This window comes from Agromyces laixinhei, from assembly GCF_006337065.1.
Taxonomy (GTDB): domain Bacteria; phylum Actinomycetota; class Actinomycetes; order Actinomycetales; family Microbacteriaceae; genus Agromyces; species Agromyces laixinhei.
Map to the genome: position 1 here is coordinate 1,738,590 of NZ_CP040872.1, position 19,202 is coordinate 1,757,791.

General features: G+C 69.0%; 13 protein-coding genes. 11 read left to right on the forward strand and 2 right to left on the reverse strand.

Annotation, left to right across the window (positions count from 1 at the left end; genetic code table 11):
- The first annotated feature begins 70 nt into the window (after positions 1–70).
- The 11 genes from FHG54_RS08185 (at position 71) to FHG54_RS08235 (ending at position 17,216) form a co-directional block, all read left to right on the forward strand.
- Complete coding sequence (locus FHG54_RS08185; protein WP_139416838.1) at positions 71–5,362, forward strand: Ig-like domain-containing protein; 5,292 nt, start codon at positions 71–73, stop codon at positions 5,360–5,362.
- 4 nt (positions 5,363–5,366) lie between these two features.
- On the forward strand, positions 5,367–6,335 hold the full coding sequence (locus FHG54_RS08190) for an AAA family ATPase (protein ID WP_198169705.1): 969 nt from the start codon (positions 5,367–5,369) through the stop codon (positions 6,333–6,335).
- A gap of 385 nt (positions 6,336–6,720) precedes the next feature.
- On the forward strand, positions 6,721–7,647 hold the full coding sequence (locus FHG54_RS08195; protein WP_139416839.1) for a DUF58 domain-containing protein: 927 nt from the start codon (positions 6,721–6,723) through the stop codon (positions 7,645–7,647).
- On the forward strand, positions 7,644–10,139 hold the full coding sequence (locus FHG54_RS08200) for a transglutaminase TgpA family protein (RefSeq protein ID WP_139416840.1): 2,496 nt from the start codon (positions 7,644–7,646) through the stop codon (positions 10,137–10,139). The genes FHG54_RS08195 and FHG54_RS08200 overlap by 4 nt, the downstream gene beginning before the upstream one ends.
- A 22-nt stretch (positions 10,140–10,161) precedes the next feature.
- Positions 10,162–10,665 carry an FHA domain-containing protein gene (locus FHG54_RS08205; RefSeq protein WP_139416841.1) on the forward strand — a complete coding sequence of 168 codons (504 nt, stop codon included), beginning with the start codon at positions 10,162–10,164 and terminating at the stop codon, positions 10,663–10,665.
- A 164-nt stretch (positions 10,666–10,829) separates the two neighbouring features.
- Entirely contained in the window at positions 10,830–12,308 is a 1,479-nt protein-coding gene (gene leuC / locus FHG54_RS08210; protein ID WP_232333624.1) for a 3-isopropylmalate dehydratase large subunit, read from the forward strand.
- A gap of 1 nt (position 12,309) precedes the next feature.
- Entirely contained in the window at positions 12,310–12,930 is a 621-nt protein-coding gene (gene leuD, locus FHG54_RS08215) for a 3-isopropylmalate dehydratase small subunit (protein ID WP_139416842.1), read from the forward strand.
- Positions 12,927–14,297, forward strand: coding sequence for a UDP-N-acetylglucosamine 1-carboxyvinyltransferase (gene murA, locus FHG54_RS08220; RefSeq protein ID WP_139416843.1), 1,371 nt, complete (start codon positions 12,927–12,929; stop codon positions 14,295–14,297). The genes leuD and murA overlap by 4 nt, the downstream gene beginning before the upstream one ends.
- A 7-nt stretch (positions 14,298–14,304) precedes the next feature.
- Complete coding sequence (locus tag FHG54_RS08225; RefSeq protein WP_232331272.1) at positions 14,305–15,081, forward strand: lysophospholipid acyltransferase family protein; 777 nt, start codon at positions 14,305–14,307, stop codon at positions 15,079–15,081.
- Complete coding sequence (locus FHG54_RS08230; protein WP_232331273.1) at positions 15,071–16,210, forward strand: NAD(P)H-dependent glycerol-3-phosphate dehydrogenase; 1,140 nt, start codon at positions 15,071–15,073, stop codon at positions 16,208–16,210. The genes FHG54_RS08225 and FHG54_RS08230 overlap by 11 nt, the downstream gene beginning before the upstream one ends.
- The gene (locus FHG54_RS08235; protein ID WP_139416844.1) at positions 16,110–17,216 is read left to right on the forward strand and encodes a D-alanine--D-alanine ligase family protein; all 1,107 of its coding nucleotides are present in this window, start codon (positions 16,110–16,112) and stop codon (positions 17,214–17,216) included. The genes FHG54_RS08230 and FHG54_RS08235 overlap by 101 nt, the downstream gene beginning before the upstream one ends.
- Here the strand turns inward: FHG54_RS08235 and FHG54_RS08240 are convergent.
- Both FHG54_RS08240 and FHG54_RS08245 read right to left on the reverse strand, forming a co-directional pair.
- Entirely contained in the window at positions 17,213–17,725 is a 513-nt protein-coding gene (locus FHG54_RS08240) for a DUF3515 domain-containing protein (protein WP_139416845.1), read from the reverse strand. The genes FHG54_RS08235 and FHG54_RS08240 overlap by 4 nt on opposite strands.
- Before the next feature lie 26 nt (positions 17,726–17,751).
- Positions 17,752–19,179, reverse strand: a complete 1,428-nt coding sequence (locus FHG54_RS08245; RefSeq protein WP_198169704.1) for an amidase — start codon at positions 19,177–19,179, stop codon at positions 17,752–17,754.
- Positions 19,180–19,202 lie beyond the last annotated feature (23 nt).

Consider the following 19,202-nt stretch of genomic DNA (forward strand, 5'->3'; position numbering starts at 1 on the left):
CGTGTACCCCGGTGTGGGGGTCTGGCTTCGGCGCCACGTCGAGCTGAACGATATTCGAGGGAGTAGACGGTTGGGTACCTTCACGTCGTGGGTGCGCACGCGCAAGGCCGCCGCATCCACCGTGGCGATCTCGCTGCTCGCCGGAGTTCCGCTCACCTTCGCCGTGCTCCATCAGGGTTTTCCCGTCACCGATGTCGACCTCTCGGTGCGAGACGTCTGGGTCACGAACGGCAAGGAACTGCTCGCCGGCCGCCTCAACCGGCAGATCGAGGAGCTCGACGCCGCAGTGAACACCGCGTCGAACGCCTTCGACGTGCTCCAAGACGGCGAAGACGTCTTCCTCTACGACGAGAGCCTCGGCTCGATCGAGCGAATCGACCCCGCGTTCACGACCCTCGGGCAGGGCGTCGCGGCTCCTCCCGGGTCCGAGGTCGCCCACGGCGGCGAGACGCTCGCGATCCTCTCGCCGAAGGGCGAGCTCTGGATCACCGGCGCCGCCGGCGAACTGCAGTTGAACCCGGCCGACACGAAGCCCAAGGCGAGGCTCGGCAAGGGGTCCCACGTCGCGGTGTCGAAAGACGGCGTGGTCTACGCGAGCTCGTCGGAGGACGACGAACTCGTTCGTGTGGCATCGCCGGGTGCCGAGCCCGAAGTGAGCGAACTTCCCTCGATCGACGAGCACCAGCTGTCGATCGTCGGCGACGAACCCGTCGTGCTCGACACCGAGAACAACGCCGTCGTCATCGACGGCGCTGCGCGCGAGCTCACCGAGACCGCACTCAAGATCCAGCAGGTCGGCGCCGAGACGGGCTCGGTGCTGCTCGCCACGGGCGACGCCCTCGTGCAGGTGCCACTGGGCGGTGGCGACGAAGTGGTCCTCCCCGCCGATCTCCGCACGCCTGCAGCCGCCGACGAGGTCGCGAGCCCGGTGTGGCTCGACGGCTGCGCCCACGGCGCCTGGGCCGGCATCGGCCGGTATCTCAACGCCTGCGACGGCGAGGAGCAGTCACTCCAGACGATCGAACAGCCGACGAAGGGCTCGCGGCTCGAGTTCCGGGTGAATCGCAGCGTCATCGCGCTCAACAACCTGTCGAACGGCAACGTGTGGCTGGTCGACTCGAACATGCGTCTCGTCGACAACTGGGACGAAGTGACGCCGCCCGACGAGACCGACGCAGAAGAGGGCGACGAGAAGGCCTCGCAGCAGACCTTCGAAGACACGCTCGCCGAACGCAGCGAGGTGAACCGTCCGCCGACCGCGCGCGACGACAGCCTCGGTGTCCGGCCAGGGCGCACCACACTCCTCGAAGTGCTCGAGAACGACACCGACCCCGACGGCGACGTGCTCACGGTGGCAAAGGTCAGCGAGATCGCCGAGCAGTCCGGCCGGCTCGAGGTCATCGACGGCGGTCGCGCGCTGCAGTTCACGCCCGCGCCCGGCGCGACCGGCACAGTGTCGTTCCAGTACACCGCCGATGACGGCCGCCTCGGCGTCGCGCAGGCCAACGTCGACGTGACGATTCGCCCGATGGCGGAGAACAACCCGCCGGTCGCGATGCGCGCGGGCGCCATCAGCGTCGAGCAGGGCAAGTCCATGAGCTACAACGTGCTCGCCGACTGGGTCGACCCCGACGGCGATGACGTCTTCCTCGTGACGGCATCGCCGACGAGCGGCGACTCGGTGCGGTTCGCTCCCGACGGCTTCGTCACGTTCGAACACAAGACCGGCGAACTCGGCACGAAAGAGGTGCAGTTCGTCGTCTCCGACGGCAAGGCCACGTCTGCAGGCGTGCTCTCCGTCGACGTCAAGGAGCCCGGCGCGCTGAACCCCGTCGGCACTCCCGACTTCGCCGAGGTCTTCGTCGGCGAGACCACGATGATCGAGCCGCTCGTCAACGACCTCAGCCCGTCGGGCGAGCCATTGACGCTCCTCGGCGTCGAGGACACGCCGAGCAGCGCATCGGTCGTGCCCAACCTCGAGCGCGGCGCGATCGCCTTCTCCTCCGATCAGGTCGGCACGCACATCTTCCTGTACAACCTCGGCGCCGGCGCCGCGACGAGCGTCGGGCTCATCCGGGTCGACGTCAAGGAGGTGCCGGGCGAGTCCCCGCCGCCGATCGCCGTGAAAGACACGGCCTACCTGCGCCCGGGTGAGCCGACGACGCTCTCGGTGCTCACCAACGACGTGTCGGCGAGCGGGCGCGTGCTCGCCGTGCAGACGGTCGACACCGAGGCATCCGGCGACCTGCTCTCGGTCGAGGTACTGAACAACACGGTGACCCGCATCACCGCCTCGCAGGCGCTGACGGAACAACTGCAGTTCGCCTACACCGTCTCCGACGGCATCGCGACCTCGACGAGCACGGTCACCGTCGTTCCGGTGCCGCCGCTCGTGAAGCACCAGCCGCCCGTCGCGGTCGACGACGCGGTCACGGTGCGCGCCGGTGACATCTCGACGGTGTCGGTGCTCGAGAACGACTACCACCCCGATTCCGCGCCGCTCACGCTCGACCGGGAGCTCGCCGACGCCTCGGGCGCAGGCGGCCTCGTCTTCGTCGCCGGCGATACGGTGCGGTACCAGGCCCCGACGGAGCCCGGCGTGTACACGGTCGCCTACCGCGTGCTCGACGACTACGAGCAGACGGCGACCGCCTCGGTTCGCTTCACGGTCGTCGGCCCCGACGCCAAGTCGAACCGGCCGCCGTTGCCGATGCCGCTCACCTCGCGCACCTTCGAGGGCACCGCGGTCAAGATCGACGTGCCCCTCAACGGCATCGATCCCGACGGCGACTCCGTCACGCTCGTCGGCATCACGACACCGCCATCGCTCGGCCGCGTGGTCGAGACCGGCAGCACGCACATCAGCTACGAGGCACATGCCGGGTCAGCGGGCACCGAGTCGTTCACGTACGAGGTTGCCGATACCGGCGGGGAGACCGCGACGGGCACGATCCGCATCGGGGTCATCCCGCGGCCGGCCGAGGCGCTGCCGCCGAATGCCGTCGACGATGTCGTCGAACTGCGACCGGGGCGCCGTGCGGCGATCGACGTGCTCGCGAACGACTCCGATCCGAGCGGCTACCCGATCAAGGTGCAGAAGAAGCTCCCCGAGGTCGGCGAGGGTCTCACCGCGAGCGTGAAGAACAATCGCGTGCTCGTGGAGGCTCCCGAGGCCGAGGGCGGCAACTCGGTGCGATACGAGATCACCAACGGGCACGGCGGCGCCGACGGCGCCTTCATCCAGGTGCTCGTCGCGAAAGACGCGAAGATCGAGCCGCCGACCGCGCACGACCAGGTCATCGAGCCGAAGCAGGTCGTCGACAAGAACTCGGTCACGGTCGAGCCGCTGAACGACGCCCAGAATCCGGGCGGTCTCGTCGAAGACCTCGTCGTGACGCTCGAGGGACCGAACGCCGACAACGCCGAGGTGATGACCGACGGCACCGTCAAGGTCAAGCCGACGTCGAAGCGGCAGGCGATCGCCTATCGGCTCACCAATGACATCGACGAGCTCTCGGCGATGGCGTTCATCATCGTTCCGCCGAAGGTCGACCCCGAGGCCGAGAAGAAGGAAGACGACGCGTTCCCGCCGCCGTACCTCGCTGCACTCGGCCCGCAGATCGTGCGAATGAACGGCACGATCTCGTGGAACGTCGGCGACATCGTCATCGTTCCGTCGGGCAAGCCGGCGCGCATCCTGTCGGCGACCGCGTCCAACAGCAACGGCACGTCGCCGATGACGGATGCCTCGACGCTCACGTACACGCCCGCGAAGGACTACCGCGGTCAGGCGACCGTCACGTTCGAGGTCACCGATGGCGAGAGCGCGACCGATCCGAAGGGCAAGAAGGCCTTCCTCACGATTCCCGTCACCGTCGGCGACCCGAACTTCGAAGACGTTCCGCCGACCTTCACGCCGCGCTCGATCAAGGTCGAGGCCGGTGAGAAACCGCAGGAGATCAACCTGCGCGAGTCGAGCGGGCACCCGAGCGACAAGGTGCTGCAGGAGCTGACGTACAACAGCCTGCAGGGCGGCAACGCGGACTTCAACGCCGGCATCAATGGATCGACGCTCACCGTCGGCTCACCGCTCGGCGTGCAGCCCGGCACGAAGACGACGCTGACGTTCACGGTGAACTACAAGGAGTTCTCGGTGCCCGGCTCGATCGAGGTCGAGGTCGTGACCTCGTCGCGCCCCAAGCCGGTGCCGCGCCCCGACGGTCCGGTCGAGATGGAGCCGGCGCAGTCGGAGCGGATCGACGTGCTCTCCAACGACATCAATCCGTTCGCGGCAGAAGGCACCCCCCTGCGGGTCATCGGCGCCGAGATCGATCAGGAGTCGGTCGGCTCGTCGGCGAGCGTGAGTTTCACGGCGACCGACATCACGGTCAAGACCGGCCCCTCGTTCACCGGCGAACTGAGCGTCGTCTACACCGTGCAAGACGGCACGAAGGATCCGAGTCGCGAGGTGACGGGCCGGGCCACGGTGATCGTCCGCGACAAGCCCGACCCCCCGACGATCACGGGCATCGAGAGCGGCGACGCCAAGGTGAAGCTGACGTGGAAGGCCAACGCCACCAACAACTCGCCGATCACGGGGTACATCGTCACCGCATCACCCGGCGGCGGCGAATGGAACTTCGACGCGAACGATGCGGGCAGAGCTCAGACCCTCGGCAGCCTCAACAACGGCACCGCGTACACCTTCACGGTGCGGGCGGTCAACGCCATCGGCACGTCCGAGCCCTCGGGTTCGAAGAGCGCGACCCCGTACGGTACGCCGACCGCACCGCGAAGCGTCGGGCACGGGTCGATCGGCTACGCGCCCGCCGACGTCAACGTCACCTGGAACGCGCCCGCAGACACCGGCGGCGGTGCGGTGCAGTACCAGACGCGCATCGACGGGGGCGGCTGGTCGGGGTGGCAGAGCGGCGAATCGCAGCGCTTCAACAACCTCGGCGCTGGCACCCACACGGTGGAAGTGCGTGCGAAGAACATGGGCAGCAACGCAGAGGGCCCGATCGGCAAGACGACGTTCGGCGTCGAGAACAAGCCGGCGCCCCCGCCTTCGGTCTCGCTGAGCCGAGGCACCTCGACCACGTGCGAGTCGAGCGGCCGCCCGGGTTGCTCGTACTACAACGTCGACGTCTCGAACTTCCCGCCGGGCGGCCCGTATACACTCCGCACGTACTGCGGTGGATCGTACTTCCGCACGGCGTCGATCTCGGTCGGCGGCAACGGGAGCGGCTCGTTCCGCGGTGGATGGTCCGAAGGCGGCGGCCACTGCGGCCAGCCCTCGGTCTGGGTCGAGATCGACGCGGGCGGCAAGACGTACAGCAGCGGCAGACAGGATTGGAACTGACCACATGACCGTGACACAGGAACAGGCGGACTGGTTCTCCGACGCCTTCGCGAAACTCGTCGACAACGTCGACCAGGCGATCCTCGGCAAGCGCGAGGTGATCCGGCTCGTCGTGACGGCGCTGCTCAGCGACGGCCACGTGCTGCTCGAGGATGTGCCGGGCACGGGCAAGACGGTGCTCGCGAAGGCGCTCGCCAACACGCTCGACGGCTCCAACTCGCGCATCCAGTTCACCCCCGACCTGCTGCCGTCCGACGTCACGGGCGTGACGATCTACGACCAGGGCAAGGGCGTCTTCGAGTTCCACAAGGGGCCGATCTTCGCCTCGATCGTGCTCGCCGACGAGATCAACCGGGCGAGCCCGAAGACCCAGTCGGCGCTTCTCGAGGTCATGGAGGAGGGCCGGGTGACCGTCGACGGCGTGAGCCACGAGGTCGGTCGTCCGTTCATGGTGATCGCGACGCAGAACCCCGTCGAGCAGGCGGGCACGTACACGCTGCCCGAGGCGCAGCTCGACCGCTTCCTGATCAAGACATCGCTCGGCTACCCCGACCACAAGACGGCGGTCGCCCTGCTGCTCGACTCGTCCAATCGCGCGCGCGCGTCGAAGGTGTCGCCGATCATCGCCCCCGGCTCGATCTCGGCGATGGCCCAGCTCGCGTCCGAGGTGTTCGTCGAGGCATCCGTGCTCGAATACCTGAACCACATCGTGAGCGCGACCCGCAGTCACAAGGACTCGACCCTCGGCGTCAGCATGCGCGGCGCGCTCGCGCTCGCGCGCGCCGTCAAGACCTGGGCGCTGTCGCAGGGGCGCACCTACGTCACGCCCGACGACGTGCGCGAACTCGCCGTGCCGGTGCTCGCGCACCGCATCATCGTCGACCCGGAGTCGGACTTCGCCGGAGTCTCCGCCGAAGACATCGTGAGCCGAGTGCTGGTCGACATCGAACCGCCCGCGTACCGCGCGGCATGACGAGTACCGCCACGCCCGAACGCGCCGACGCTCCACCGCGCGTGCCCTCGCAGGCTGCCATCGCGCTGCGGGGTCTCTGGCGCGCCGTCGCGGGCGGAGTGCGCAACGCACTCCGGCTCTCTGGCCAAGCGCTGGGGCGCGTCTTCGGGTTCGCGGCCCCGGTCACGAGCGTCGTCTCCGATCGGCTGGATCGTCGCCGCCGGGGCAGTGGTGGCGTTCGCGCTCAGCCGCACCTTCGGCTGGATCGAGTTCGCCTACGTCGGCGCGACCCTCGCTGCGGCGCTCATCGTCGCCGTCGCGTTCGTGTTCGGTCGCGCCAACTTCGGAGTGCACATCGAGTTGAACCCGCACCGCGTCGTCGCGGGGGAGCGGGCGCTCGGGGCGCATGGTCGTCACCAACGTCGCGGCGAGCGCCTCGATCCCCTCTCGCATGGAACTGCCCGTCGGCGGCGGCGTGGCGGAGTTCATGATTCCCGTGCTCGCCCCGGGCGCCGAGCACGACGAGCTCTTCGCCGTGCCGACGCACCGTCGTGCGGTCATCGTCGCCGGCCCGGCGATCACCGTTCGCGGCGACCAGCTCGGATTGCTCCGCCGCACCGTGCGCTGGACCGACGAGGTCGAGCTCTTCGTGCATCCCGTGACCGCCCGGCTCGCGCCGAGCGCGTCGGGCCTCGTGCGCGACCTCGAGGGCGAGGTCACCAAGACGATCACGAACGACGACATCTCCTTCCACGCGCTGCGCTCCTACGAGCCCGGCGACGCGCTGCGGAACGTGCACTGGCGCACCTCGGCCCGCACCGGCCAGCTCATGGTGCGTCAGTTCGAGGAGACCCGGCGCTCGCAGCTCACGATCGTGCACACGACCGATCGGGCCGCCTACGCCTCCGACGACGAATTCGAGCTCGCGATCTCGATCACCGCATCGATCGGCGTGCAGGTCGTTCGAGACGGCACCAGAATGAGCATCGTGAGCGAGCGGATGCCGCTCTCCACCGCCACCCCGACGTCACTGCTCGATGACACCTCGCGCCTGGTCGAGACCTCCGGTGACCACGCGAACCTGCGCGACTTCACGCGCGACGCCACGAAGCGGCTGCCGGCGCCGAGCGTCGTCATGCTCGTCGGAGGCTCCCAAGTTCCGCTCGCCGATTTCCGCGCGGCAGAGACCGTGTTCGGACTCGACACGCAGACCATCGGATTCCGCGCCGAGCTCGGGGCGCCGTCGCGCATCGCGAAGGTGTCGGGCCTCACGGTCGTCACGATCGGCCAGATCACCGACCTTCCCCGGGTGATGCGGCGGGTGCGGCCGTGACCGAGACCCTCGCTCCCGTTCAGCCCGCCGCGCCGGCGGCGCAGGCCGCCACCAGGGCTTTCCCATCGCAGGTGTGGCCCGACATCGCGATCCTCTCCATCCTGTCGCTCCTCGGCGTCATCGGCTACGAGACGTCGTTCGGCGACCACAACTTCCTGATCGCGGGCGTCGGCGGCCTTGTCGTGGGCACCGCATTCGGCGTGCTCGGCTACATGCTGCGGCTCGGGATCGTCACGAACGTGCTCGCGGCGCTGCTCGGCTACTTCCTCTTCGGCAGTGTGCTCACGATGCCCGCCCAGTCGCTGCTCGGCTTCGTGCCGAGCCTCGAGACGCTCGCCGGGCTCGCGCTCGGCGCCGTGTGGGGCTGGGCCGACATCGTGACGCTGCAGACGCCCGTCGAGGCCCCGTACTACATCCCGGTCGTGCCGTACTTCGCGACGTGGCTGGTCGCACTCGTCGGCACGATGCTCGCAAGCCGGTGGCTCGCGGTCAGGCGCTCGCCGGCCCGCGCGAGCGTGCTGCTCATCGGCCCGGCGCTGCTCTTCCTCTCCGGCATCCTGCTCGGCACCGACGAGACCTACTTCGCCGGCGTGCGCGGCGTCGCGTTCGCCGTGATCGCCCTCATCTGGCTCGGATGGCGCCGGAGCGCAGCTCCCTCGGCCAGCGATTCGGGCGCGAGGCGGCTGCGCCGCCGCAAGCTCACCGGAACGGGCATGCTCGTCATCGGTGCCGTGCTCGTCGGCGCCCTCGCGGGCACGGCGCTCGCCCCGACCCAGCCCGACCGTTTCGTGCTCCGTGAAGAGATCACGCCGCCGTTCGACCCGCTCGCCTTCCCGAGCCCGCTCGCCGGGTTCCGTTCGTACACGAAAGACCTTGCGGACACCCCGATCTTCACGGCGACCGGGCTCGAACCGGGCGACGTCATCCGGCTCGCGAGCATGGATTCGTACGACGGCCGGCTCTGGAACGTCGCCGGTCCCGACGAGATGACCTCGTCGGACGGCGGGTTCTCGCTCGTCGGCGAGACGCTCAAGCTGCCCTCGCTCATGCGGGCCGGCGGCGAGCGTACGGCCGAGATCGAGATCTCGGGCTACGACGACGTGTGGCTGCCGGGGGTCGGGTACCCGACACGGCTCACGTTCGAGAACTCGGCGAGCGCCGACAACGCGGGTGACCTGCGGTACAACTCCGCGACGGGCACTGCCGTGCTCACGAGCGGTGCGTCCGAGGGATACCGCTACTCGATCGACTCGACCCTGCAGAAGGGCGTCGACGACGACGACCTCATCGAAACGCCGACGGCGCAGGTCGACCTCGCGCCGGTCGAGAACACCCCTGACGTCGTCGTCGCCAAGGCGCAGGAGTTCGCCGGCACCGCCGAGACGCCGATCGAGCAGTTGCGCGCGATCGAGACGGCCCTGAAGACTCAGGGCTTCCTGAGCCACGGGCTCGCCTCCGACGCGGTGCCCTCGCGCGCCGGACACGGCGCCGACCGCATGATCGAGCTCTTCACACGGAGCCAGATGATCGGCGATGAAGAGCAATATGCCTCGGCGATGGCATTGATGGCGCGCCATCTGGGCTACCCCTCGCGTGTGGTGATGGGGTTCGCGCCGGAGATCGGCGACGACGACGACTCGGTCGAGGTCGTCGGAGACGACGTCACCGCCTGGGTCGAGGTCGCCTTCGACGGTGTGGGTTGGGTTCCGTTCCACCCGACCCCCGACGAGACCGACATCCCGCAGGACCAGACCCCGAAGCCGAAGACCGAGCCGCAGCCGCAGGTGCGCCAGCCTCCGCGCAGCGACAACGAGGATGAGGACCTGCTCACCGCCGTCGAGATCGACGACAGCGACGACGAGAAGAAGGAACAGCCGTTCGTCATCCCGCTCTGGGCATGGATCACGGCCGGAGTGGTCGGGATTCCGCTGCTGCTGTTCTTCGGCGCAATGCTCGTGTTCGCTCTGCTGAAGGCCCGGCGTCGCAGCCGGCGACGGAACCGCGGATCCGGTGACCGCCGGGTCGCCGGAGCATGGGACGAGATGACCGACGAATTCGCCGAGCTCGGCTTCGACGTGCCCCGCATCGGCAGCCGCCGTCAGGTGGCAGCGGCGATCGAGCAGCAGTTGCACGAGCAGGGACTCGGCGACGTTCGGGCGGTGCACAGCGACACCGGACCGGTGCGCGTCGTGCGAACCGATGCGCCCGCGAGCGGGATCCGGGTGATGCCGCTGGCCGATGCGACCGACCGCGCCGTGTTCGACGGCCAGGAGGTCGACGAGGCCGTCGTCGAGCAGAGCTGGGCCGAGGCGCTCGAATCGGTCGGACTGGCGCGCGCGGCATCCGGTCGTCTTCGCCGTCTCTTCAGTCGATTCCGCATCCGTTCGAAGCGGGACTGGGCGAAGGTCGACATCTCGGGGGCGAAGCCCGCGAAGTCGGCGAAGTCGGCGACGCGTGTGCAACCGGGCGAGGCGGGGGCGGCGACCTCGTAGCACTCTCGCTTAGAGTGGAGCCGTGGAGCACGAGGGGTTCATCGTTCCGCCTCCCGGGTTGATTCCCGATACGGTCGAGGCGCCGCCGAGGCCTGCGCCCGCCGTGGCGCCGGCCTCCTTCCCGACGTTCGCGCCGGTGAGCGCTCCGGCGCCGCCGCCCGATCCGGTCGTGCCGGCCGACGAAGCGGCCCCGCACGGGCCGTGGGTGCTCGCGCTCGACGACGGCCAGCGCTTCCAGGTCGGCGGATCGCTCGTGCTCGGCCGCGACCCGGCACCGGTGCCGGTGCGTCAGCACGCGACGCTCGTGCCGGTCGCCGACCCGGCGAAATCGGTGTCGAAGACCCATGCGATCGTCGACCTCGAGGGTGCCGAGCTCTCGATCACCGACCTGCACTCGACGAACGGCGTGCTCGTCACCGACGCGCACGGCGCCGAGCACGACCTCGACCCCGGCGAGCGCGTCGTGCTCTCACCGGGCGACAAGGTCGAGCTCGGCACCTTCGCGGTGCGCGTCGAGCGCGCGTGACCGCGGGCGACGGGGCCGGGGCGATGCCTGCGAGGTGTTAGCCTGATGTGGTGCGCGAACGACGACCTCTGCTCCTTCGTTGCCGCGGCGGGGCTTCCTTCTGAGGCCTTCCCCGCCGCGGAGTCTGTCGTCGGCTGACCCCTGGACCTGAGGAAGACGAACGCATGAACGCAGCACCAACGAACGCCGCGCCCACCACAGAAGATGTCGCGGCGGGCGAACACCCCCGCACCCTGGCCGAGAAGGTGTGGAACGCCCACCTGGTCAAACAGGGCGAAGACGGCACCCCCGACCTGATCTACATCGACCTGCACCTCGTGCACGAGGTCACCAGCCCGCAGGCCTTCGACGGCCTGCGCATGGCCGGTCGCCCGGTGCGCCGGCCCGACCTGACGATCGCCACAGAGGACCACAACACACCCACGCTCGACATCGACAAGCCGATCGCCGACCTCACGAGCCGCACTCAGATCGAGACGCTGCGTCGCAACGCCGCCGAGTTCGGCATCCGCCTGCACTCGCTCGGCGACAAGGAGCAGGGCATCGTGCACGTCGTCGGCCCGCAACTCGGCCTGACGCAGCCCGGCATCACGGTGGTCTGCGGCGACTCGCACACCTCGACGCACGGCGCGTTCGGTGCGATGGCGTTCGGCATCGGCACGAGCGAGGTCGAGCACGTGCTCGCCACGCAGACCCTGCCGCTGAAGCCCTTCAAGACCATGGCGATCAACGTCGAGGGCACCCTGCGACCCGGGGTCACCGCGAAAGACATCATCCTCGCGGTCATCGCGAAGATCGGCACCGGCGGCGGGCAGGGCTACGTGCTCGAATACCGTGGCAGCGCGATCCGTGCGCTCTCGATGGACGGTCGCATGACGATCTGCAACATGTCGATCGAGGCGGGTGCGCGGGCCGGCATGGTGGCACCGGATGCCACGACGTACGCGTATCTCGAGGGTCGCGACCACGCGCCGTCGGGTGCCGAGTGGGATGCCGCCGTCGCGTATTGGCAGACGCTCGCGACCGACGAGGGTGCGCAGTTCGACGCCGAGGTGTTCATCGACGCCGACGCGCTCGAGCCGTTCGTCACGTGGGGCACGAACCCCGGCCAGGGGGTCTCGCTCTCCGACACGGTGCCCGACCCCGCGTCGATCGACGACCAGCACGAACGCGCCGCCGCCGAGCGCGCGCTCGAGTACATGGCGCTCGAGCCCGGCACGCCGCTGAAGGAGATCGCGGTCGACGCGGTCTTCATGGGCTCGTGCACCAACAGCCGCATCGAAGACCTGCGGGCCTTCGCCTCGATCATCAAGGGCAAGCAGAAGGCCGAGGGCGTGCGCGTCATGGTCGTGCCCGGTTCGGCTCGTGTGCGGCTCGAGGCCGAAGCCGAGGGCCTCGACAAGGTCTTCACCGACTTCGGTGCCGAGTGGCGCTTCGCCGGGTGCTCGATGTGCCTCGGCATGAATCCCGATCAGCTCGCCCCCGGCGAGCGCTGCGCCTCGACCTCGAACCGCAACTTCGAGGGTCGCCAGGGCAAGGGCGGCCGCACGCACCTCGTGTCGCCGCTCGTCGCCGCCGCCACCGCCGTGCGCGGCACACTGTCGAGTCCCTGGGATCTGGAGACCGCGGGAGAGGAGCACTGACATGGAGAAGATCACGACCGTCACCGGCACCGCAGCCCCGCTGCGCCGTTCGAACGTCGACACCGACCAGATCATCCCCGCGGTGTTCCTGAAGCGCGTCACGAAGACCGGATTCGACGACGCCCTCTTCCACGCCTGGCGACAGGACCCCGAGTTCGTGCTGAACCGCCCTGAGTACCAGGGCGTCAAGGTGCTCATCGCCGGCCCCGACTTCGGCACGGGTTCGAGCCGAGAGCACGCCGTCTGGGCGCTGCGCGACTTCGGCTTCGACGTCGTCATCAGTTCACGATTCGGCGACATCTTCCGCGGCAACTCGGGCAAGCAGGGACTCGTCGCTGCCCAGGTCGCCTACGAAGACGTCGAACGGCTCTGGGCGGTCGTCGAGGCCGACCCGGGAATAGCCGTGACCGTCGATCTGGTTGAGCGAACAGTGACCGTCGGGTCACTGAACGTACCGTTCGAGATCGACGACTACACTCGGTGGAGGCTGCTCGAGGGGCTCGACGACATCGGGCTCACCCTCAGAGATGAAGCAGCCATCGCCGAGTTCGAGTCTCATCGAGAGTCGTGGCGGCCGAAGACGCTCCCCATCCGGGAGCCGGCGGAATCAGGGAGTCTGTGAACACACTCGGGCAGGATGCCAAGAACCACGCGACCGCAGTCGGGCTGGACGTCGACAAGATCACGATCAACGGTGGCAAGCCGCTGGTCGGGCGCATCGAGCTGAAGGGCGCGAAGAACCTCGTCACGAAGGCGATGGTCGCGGCCATCCTCGGCGATACCCCGAGCGTGCTGAAAGACGTTCCGAACATCAGCGACGTGCGCATCGTCCGCGGCCTCCTCGAGGTGCACGGCGTGAGCGTGACGGCGGGCGCCGACGAGGGCGAGCTCATCCTCGACCCTTCGGCGGTCGAGACCGCCCACATGGCCGACATCGACGCGCACGCGGGTTCCAGCCGCATCCCGATCCTGTTCTGCGGGCCCCTGCTGCACCGCCTCGGCGAGGCGTTCATCCCCGACCTCGGCGGCTGCCGCATCGGCGACCGGCCGATCGACTACCACCTCGAGGTGCTGCGCAACTTCGGCGCCATCGTCGAGAAGCTGCCGAGCGGCATCCGCATGTCGGCGCCGGGCGGCCTGCACGGCGCCAAGGTGTCGCTGCCCTACCCGAGCGTGGGGGCCACCGAGCAGGTGCTGCTCACCGCGGTGCTCGCCGACGGCATCACCGAGCTCTCGGGCGCGGCGATCGAGCCCGAGATCATGGATCTCATCAACATCCTGCAGAAGATGGGCGCGATCATCACGGTCGACACCGACCGGGTCATCCGCATCGAGGGCGTCGAGAAGCTCGACGGCTACACGCACCGCGCGCTCTTCGATCGCAACGAGGCGGCGAGCTGGGCTGCTGCGGCCCTCGCGACCGACGGCGACATCTTCGTCGGCGGCGCACGCCAGGCCGAGATGCTCACCTTCCTCAACGTCTTCCGCAAGGTCGGCGGCGACTTCGAGATCGAAGATGACGGCATCCGCTTCTTCCACCCCGGGGGCGAGCTCTCACCGGTCATCATCGAGACCGACGTGCATCCCGGCTTCATGACCGACTGGCAGCAACCGCTCGTCGTCGCCCTCGCGAAGGCGAAGGGCGTGTCGATCGTGCACGAGACCGTCTACGAGCAGCGTTTCGGCTTCGTCGATGCGCTGGTCGAGATGGGAGCGTCGATCGAGGTGCACAAGGAGTGCCTGGGCTCAGCGCCCTGCCGCTTCGGGCAGCGCAACTTCAAGCACTCCGCCGTCATCTCGGGGCCCACGAAGCTCACCGGCGCCGACATCGAGGTGCCCGACCTGCGCGGCGGATTCAGCCACCTCATCGCGGCGCTCACGGCAGACGGCCGCTCGACCGTGTCGAACGTCGGCATCATCGCACGAGGCTACGAGAACTTCATCACGAAGCTGGAGCTCCTCGGGGCGGACTTCGAACTCGAAGGATAATAGGGGAGTGCCTCACGACGACACACCCCCGAAGAGCTCGGTGAAGCCGCGTTCGGAGACCCGCCGACCGTCGTTCTTCTGGCTGCTCGCAGCCATCGCGCTCCCGCCCCTGAGCCTCGCGGTGCGCTACCGGTTCCATCACCGCGAGCGGATGCCGCAGTCGGGCGCATTCGTGCTCGCGCCGAACCACTACAGCGAGATCGATCCGCTCGTGATCGGTGCCGCCGTGTGGAAGCTCGGCAGGGCTCCGCGGTTCCTCGCCAAGGCCTCGCTCTTCAAGAACCCGATGCTCGGCTGGCTCCTCCGAACGTCGGGGCAGATCCCGGTCGAGCGTGCGGGCAGCCAGAGCCACCGTGCGCTCCGCGCCGCGGAGGAGCTGGTCGAGAAGGGCCGCATGGTCGTCGTCTACCCCGAAGGCTCGCTCACACGCGACCCCGACCTGTGGCCGATGCGCGGCAAGACGGGTGCCATGCGCATCGCGCTCGAGCGCGACATCCCCGTCATTCCTGCGGCGCACTGGGGCACTCAAGAGCTCATGCCGCGCTACGGCAGGAAGCTCCATCCCTTCCCCCGCAAGACGATCGACGTCATCGTCGGCGAACCGCTCGACCTGAGCGCCTACCGCGGCGGCCCGCTCGACCAGCGCACGCTGCTCGCCGCGACGGGCGAGCTCATGGACGCGATCGCCGAACTGCTCTCGGAGGTGCGCGGCGAACCGGCGCCGGCCGAACGCTGGGATCCGACGCAGCACGGTCAGAAGGAGACGGGTCGTCTTGAAGACTAGAGCTCCCGCCAGGAAGTCGGCAGGCAAGCGGGTCGCCGTGCTCGGCGCAGGCAGCTGGGGCACGACGTTCGCGAAGATCCTCGCCGACGGCGGCGCCGATGTCGTGCTGTGGGCCCGGCGCCCGGAACTCGCACGAGAGATCCAGGAGGCCAAGCGCAACAGCGACTACCTCCAGGGCGTGAACCTTCCGCTCGGCCTCAGGGCCACGAACCGTCTCGATCTCGCGCTCGCGGGCGCCGAGCAGGTCTTCATCTCGGTGCCGAGCCAATCGCTGCGCGAGAACCTCGCGCTCGTCGCGCCGCACCTGCACGCACAGGCATCCGTGGTCTCGCTCATGAAGGGCGTCGAGAAGTCGACCGGCATGCGCATGAGCGAGGTCATCGCCGAGGTGCTGCGCATCGACCCGGCGCAGATCGCGGTCATCTCGGGGCCGAACCTCGCGCTCGAGATCGCGAAGGAGCAGCCGACGGCCGCCGTCGTGTCGTCGGCGAGCCTCGAGACGGCGCAGGCCGTGGCATCCGTCGCCCGCAACCGCTACTTCCGCTCGTTCGTGAACACCGACGTGATCGGCACCGAGTTCGGCGGTGTGCTGAAGAACCTCATCGCCGTCGCGATCGGCATCGTCGACGGCGTCGGCTACGGCGAGAACACGAAGGCGTCGATCATCACGCGCGGCCTCGTCGAGATGACGGACTTCGCGGTCGCCTACGGCGCGCACCCCGAGACCCTCGCGGGTCTCGCCGGGCTCGGCGACCTCATCGCGACGAGCCAGTCGCCGCTCTCGCGCAACAACACCGCGGGCCGGCTGCTCGGCCAGGGCTACCACCTGAACGACGTCGTCCATCAGATGCAGCAGACCACCGAGGGGCTCGCATCGGTCGGGCCGATCCTCGAACTGGCGCGCGCGAAGGGCGTCGACATGCCCATCGTCGAACAGGTTCGGCAGGTGCTCGCGGGCACGCTCGACCCGAGAGACATCGCGCCGCACCTCACGACCGATGACGAGCCGCAGGGCGAAAGGACGATCGATGGACAAGCTCAGGGTGGTTCTGCTGTTCGGAGGGCGTTCCAGCGAGCATTCGATCAGCTGCGCCACGGCGGGCGGAGTGCTTCGGGCGATCGACCGTAGCCGATACGAGGTGATCCCCGTCGGGATCACCCGTGACGGCGCGTTCGTGCTCGAGTCCGACGATCCCGATCGCTTCGCCCTCGACCCGGCGCACCTGCCCGAGATCGTCGATGACGGCAGCCGGGTGCGCCTGCCGGAGAGCGCGTCGTCGAGAGAGCTCCGCGTGACGACGGCGTCCGCTGAAACAGGCGGCTCGGGCGAACGCTCGCTCGGCGACGTCGACGTCGTCTTCCCGATCCTGCACGGGCGGTTCGGCGAAGACGGCACGATCCAGGGGATGCTCGAACTCCTCGGCCTGCCGTACGTCGGCAACGGGGTGCTCGCCTCGTCGATCGGCATGGACAAGCACTTCACGAAGACCGTGCTCGAGGGCGCGGGCATCGCCGTGGCGCCGTGGGTGACGCTGACGCGCTCGGCACTCGACGAGGATCGTGAGTTGTGGGGGCGCCGCACGAGGGCGCTCGGACTCCCCGTGTTCGTCAAGCCCGCGCGGGCCGGATCCTCGGTCGGGGTCACGAAGGTGACCGACTGGTCCGAGCTCGATGCGGCGCTCGAGACCGCGTTCGCCGAAGACGACTCAGTGCTGGTCGAAGCGGCCGTGGTCGGCCGCGAGATCGAGTGCGGCGTGCTCGGCGGTGCCGGGGCACCCGTTCGCGTGAGCACCGCGGGGGAGGTCGTCGTCACCGGACGCGACTTCTACGATTTCGAGGCGAAGTACCTCGATGCGCCCGGGGTCGACCTGATCTGCCCGGCCGGGCTGGGTGACGGCGAGCTCTTCGAACTGCAGCGCATCGCGCGGCGGGCCTTCGAGGCGATCGGGTGCGAGGGGCTCGCTCGGGTCGACGTGTTCCTGACCGACGAGGGATTCGTCGTCAACGAGATCAACACGATGCCGGGCTTCACCCCGATCTCCATGTTCCCGACGTGCTGGCAGCAGTCAGGGCTCGCCTACCCCGAACTCATCGCCGAACTCATCGATGCGGGTCACGCGCGCGGCAGCCGTTAGCCGGCGTCGAGGTTCGTGCAGCCGCCTTCGGCCGGGATCACCGAGACCGCGGCGGCGAGTTCGGTGATGACGGTCGTGCCCGAGACGACGTCGTTGTCGACGAGCACCTCGACGGCGGGCGAGCGTCCGTACGTGGTGAACAGGTAGTCCGGGGCCTCGGACTCGTCGATGATCCAGTCGACGCCGTTGACGCTCACGCATCGCTCGGTCGTCGGGCCGGGGGCCTCGGCGCCGCAGCGCAGCACGACGGATGCCGGTTCGCCCCATGCACCCGTGCCCTGCGCGTTCGTCTCGCGCTGCTGCTGTTCGGCCTCCGTGTCCCTGGCGAGTGCGTCTGGGAGCCGCACGACGACGGCGGCGCACTCGGGGTCGCTCGCGAGCGGTGCGGTCTCGATGGGCACGGCCTGGCTGCAACCGGCGAACACGAGCACCGAGGCGAGTGCGACGGTCGCGGAGGTGAAGGGGCGGGCCCCCGTGCGAGGCCGGGCGGGGGCGGATGAATCGGACATCCTGATCAGGTTATCGCGAGCGGAGATCAGCCGGCGGTCGCTCCTGGCCGGCCGGCGTCGTCACCCATCGGCGGCACGCCGAACGGCGCAGCAGCGGCGTAGGCGGCGGCCGCCCGCAGCACGAGCGCGTCGGAGTGTCGCGGGCCGACCAGTTGCAGGCCGATCGGCATGCCGTCTCGGGTGAGTCCGCACGGCACGCTGATGGCCGGTTGCTGAGTCAGATTGAACGGGTAGGTGAACGGCGTCCACTCGGTCCAGCGAGTCAGCCCTCGACCGGCCGGTGTCTCCGCAGCGACCTCGAACGCCCCGATCGGCACGGTCGGGGTGATCAGCAGATCGTAGGTCTCGTGGAACGCACCCATCCGCCGACCGAGGTCGGCCCTCACCTGGTTGGCGGCGAGTACGTCCATCGCGCTCATCTGCCTGCCGGCGTCCGCGACATCGAGCAGGGCAGGGTCGACCTCCGACCAGCGCTCAGGGTCGTACCCGTCGAGCACCTTTGCCGCGCCGGCGAACCACAGTACGTGGTACGCCCCGCGCGGGTCATCGAATCCGGGGTCGACCTCGTCGATGCGCGCGCCGAGCCCGGCGAGAACGCGCGCTGCCTGCTCGACGGATGCCGCGACATCCGGATCGACCTCTGCGTAGCCGAAATCGCGACTGTAGCCGATTCGCAGTCCGTCGATTCCGTCGTTCAGCCGTGCCCGATACGACTCGGTCGGCGGCCGTAACGCCGACCAGTCCCGAGCGTCGAATCCGCACAGTACATCCATCATCAGTGCGGCGTCCTCGACCGTCCTGGTCATCGGTCCGGCGTGCGCGAGGGTTCCGAACGGACTCGACGGATAGAGCGGAATCGCCCCGTAGGTGGGCTTCATACCGACGATTCCCGAGAAGGCGGCGGGGATCCGCACGGACCCGCCGCCGTCCGTGCCGACCGACAACTGTCCCATCCCGAGCGCGACGGCGCTGGCTGATCCGCCACTCGACCCGCCGCTCGTTCGGGTCTCGTTCCATGCGTTCGTCGTGGCGCCGGTGAGCGGATTGTCAGTGACGCCCTTCCAGCCGAATTCGGGCGTCGTCGTCTTGCCGATCAGCACGGCTCCGGCCTCGCGGAGCCGCGCCACAGACGGGGCATCCTCATTCCAGTCCTGGTCGGGGTTCGACAACCGCGAGCCGCGGAGCGTCGGCCAGCCCTGCGTCAACAACAGGTCTTTGATGCTGGTCGGCACCCCATCGAGCGCGCCGGCCGGAGTGCCGCGATTCCACCGCGACTCGGAGTCACGCGCCTGCCGCAGTGCCTCTTCCTCATCGATCAGGCAGAACGCGTTGACCTCTGCGTCGAAGCGGGCGATGCGATCGAAGGCCGCTTCGGTGGCCTCGACCGGCGACACCGCCTTCGATCGGTAGGCGGCTACGAGGTCGGTCGCGGGCAGGTCTGCGAGATCATCCACGCCCTCAGTGTGAAGTCCACATG

Excerpts from the sequence above, each read along its gene's own strand:
- FHG54_RS08190 (WP_198169705.1), top strand. The coding sequence starts at position 5,367 with ATGACCGTGACACAGGAACAGGCGGACTGGTTCTCCGACGCCTTCGCG.
- FHG54_RS08195 (WP_139416839.1), top strand. The coding sequence starts at position 6,721 with ATGGTCGTCACCAACGTCGCGGCGAGCGCCTCGATCCCCTCTCGCATG.
- leuC (WP_232333624.1), top strand. The coding sequence starts at position 10,830 with ATGAACGCAGCACCAACGAACGCCGCGCCCACCACAGAAGATGTCGCG.
- leuD (WP_139416842.1), top strand. The coding sequence starts at position 12,310 with ATGGAGAAGATCACGACCGTCACCGGCACCGCAGCCCCGCTGCGCCGT.
- FHG54_RS08235 (WP_139416844.1), top strand. The coding sequence starts at position 16,110 with ATGGACAAGCTCAGGGTGGTTCTGCTGTTCGGAGGGCGTTCCAGCGAG.
- FHG54_RS08240 (WP_139416845.1), bottom strand. The coding sequence starts at position 17,725 with ATGTCCGATTCATCCGCCCCCGCCCGGCCTCGCACGGGGGCCCGCCCC.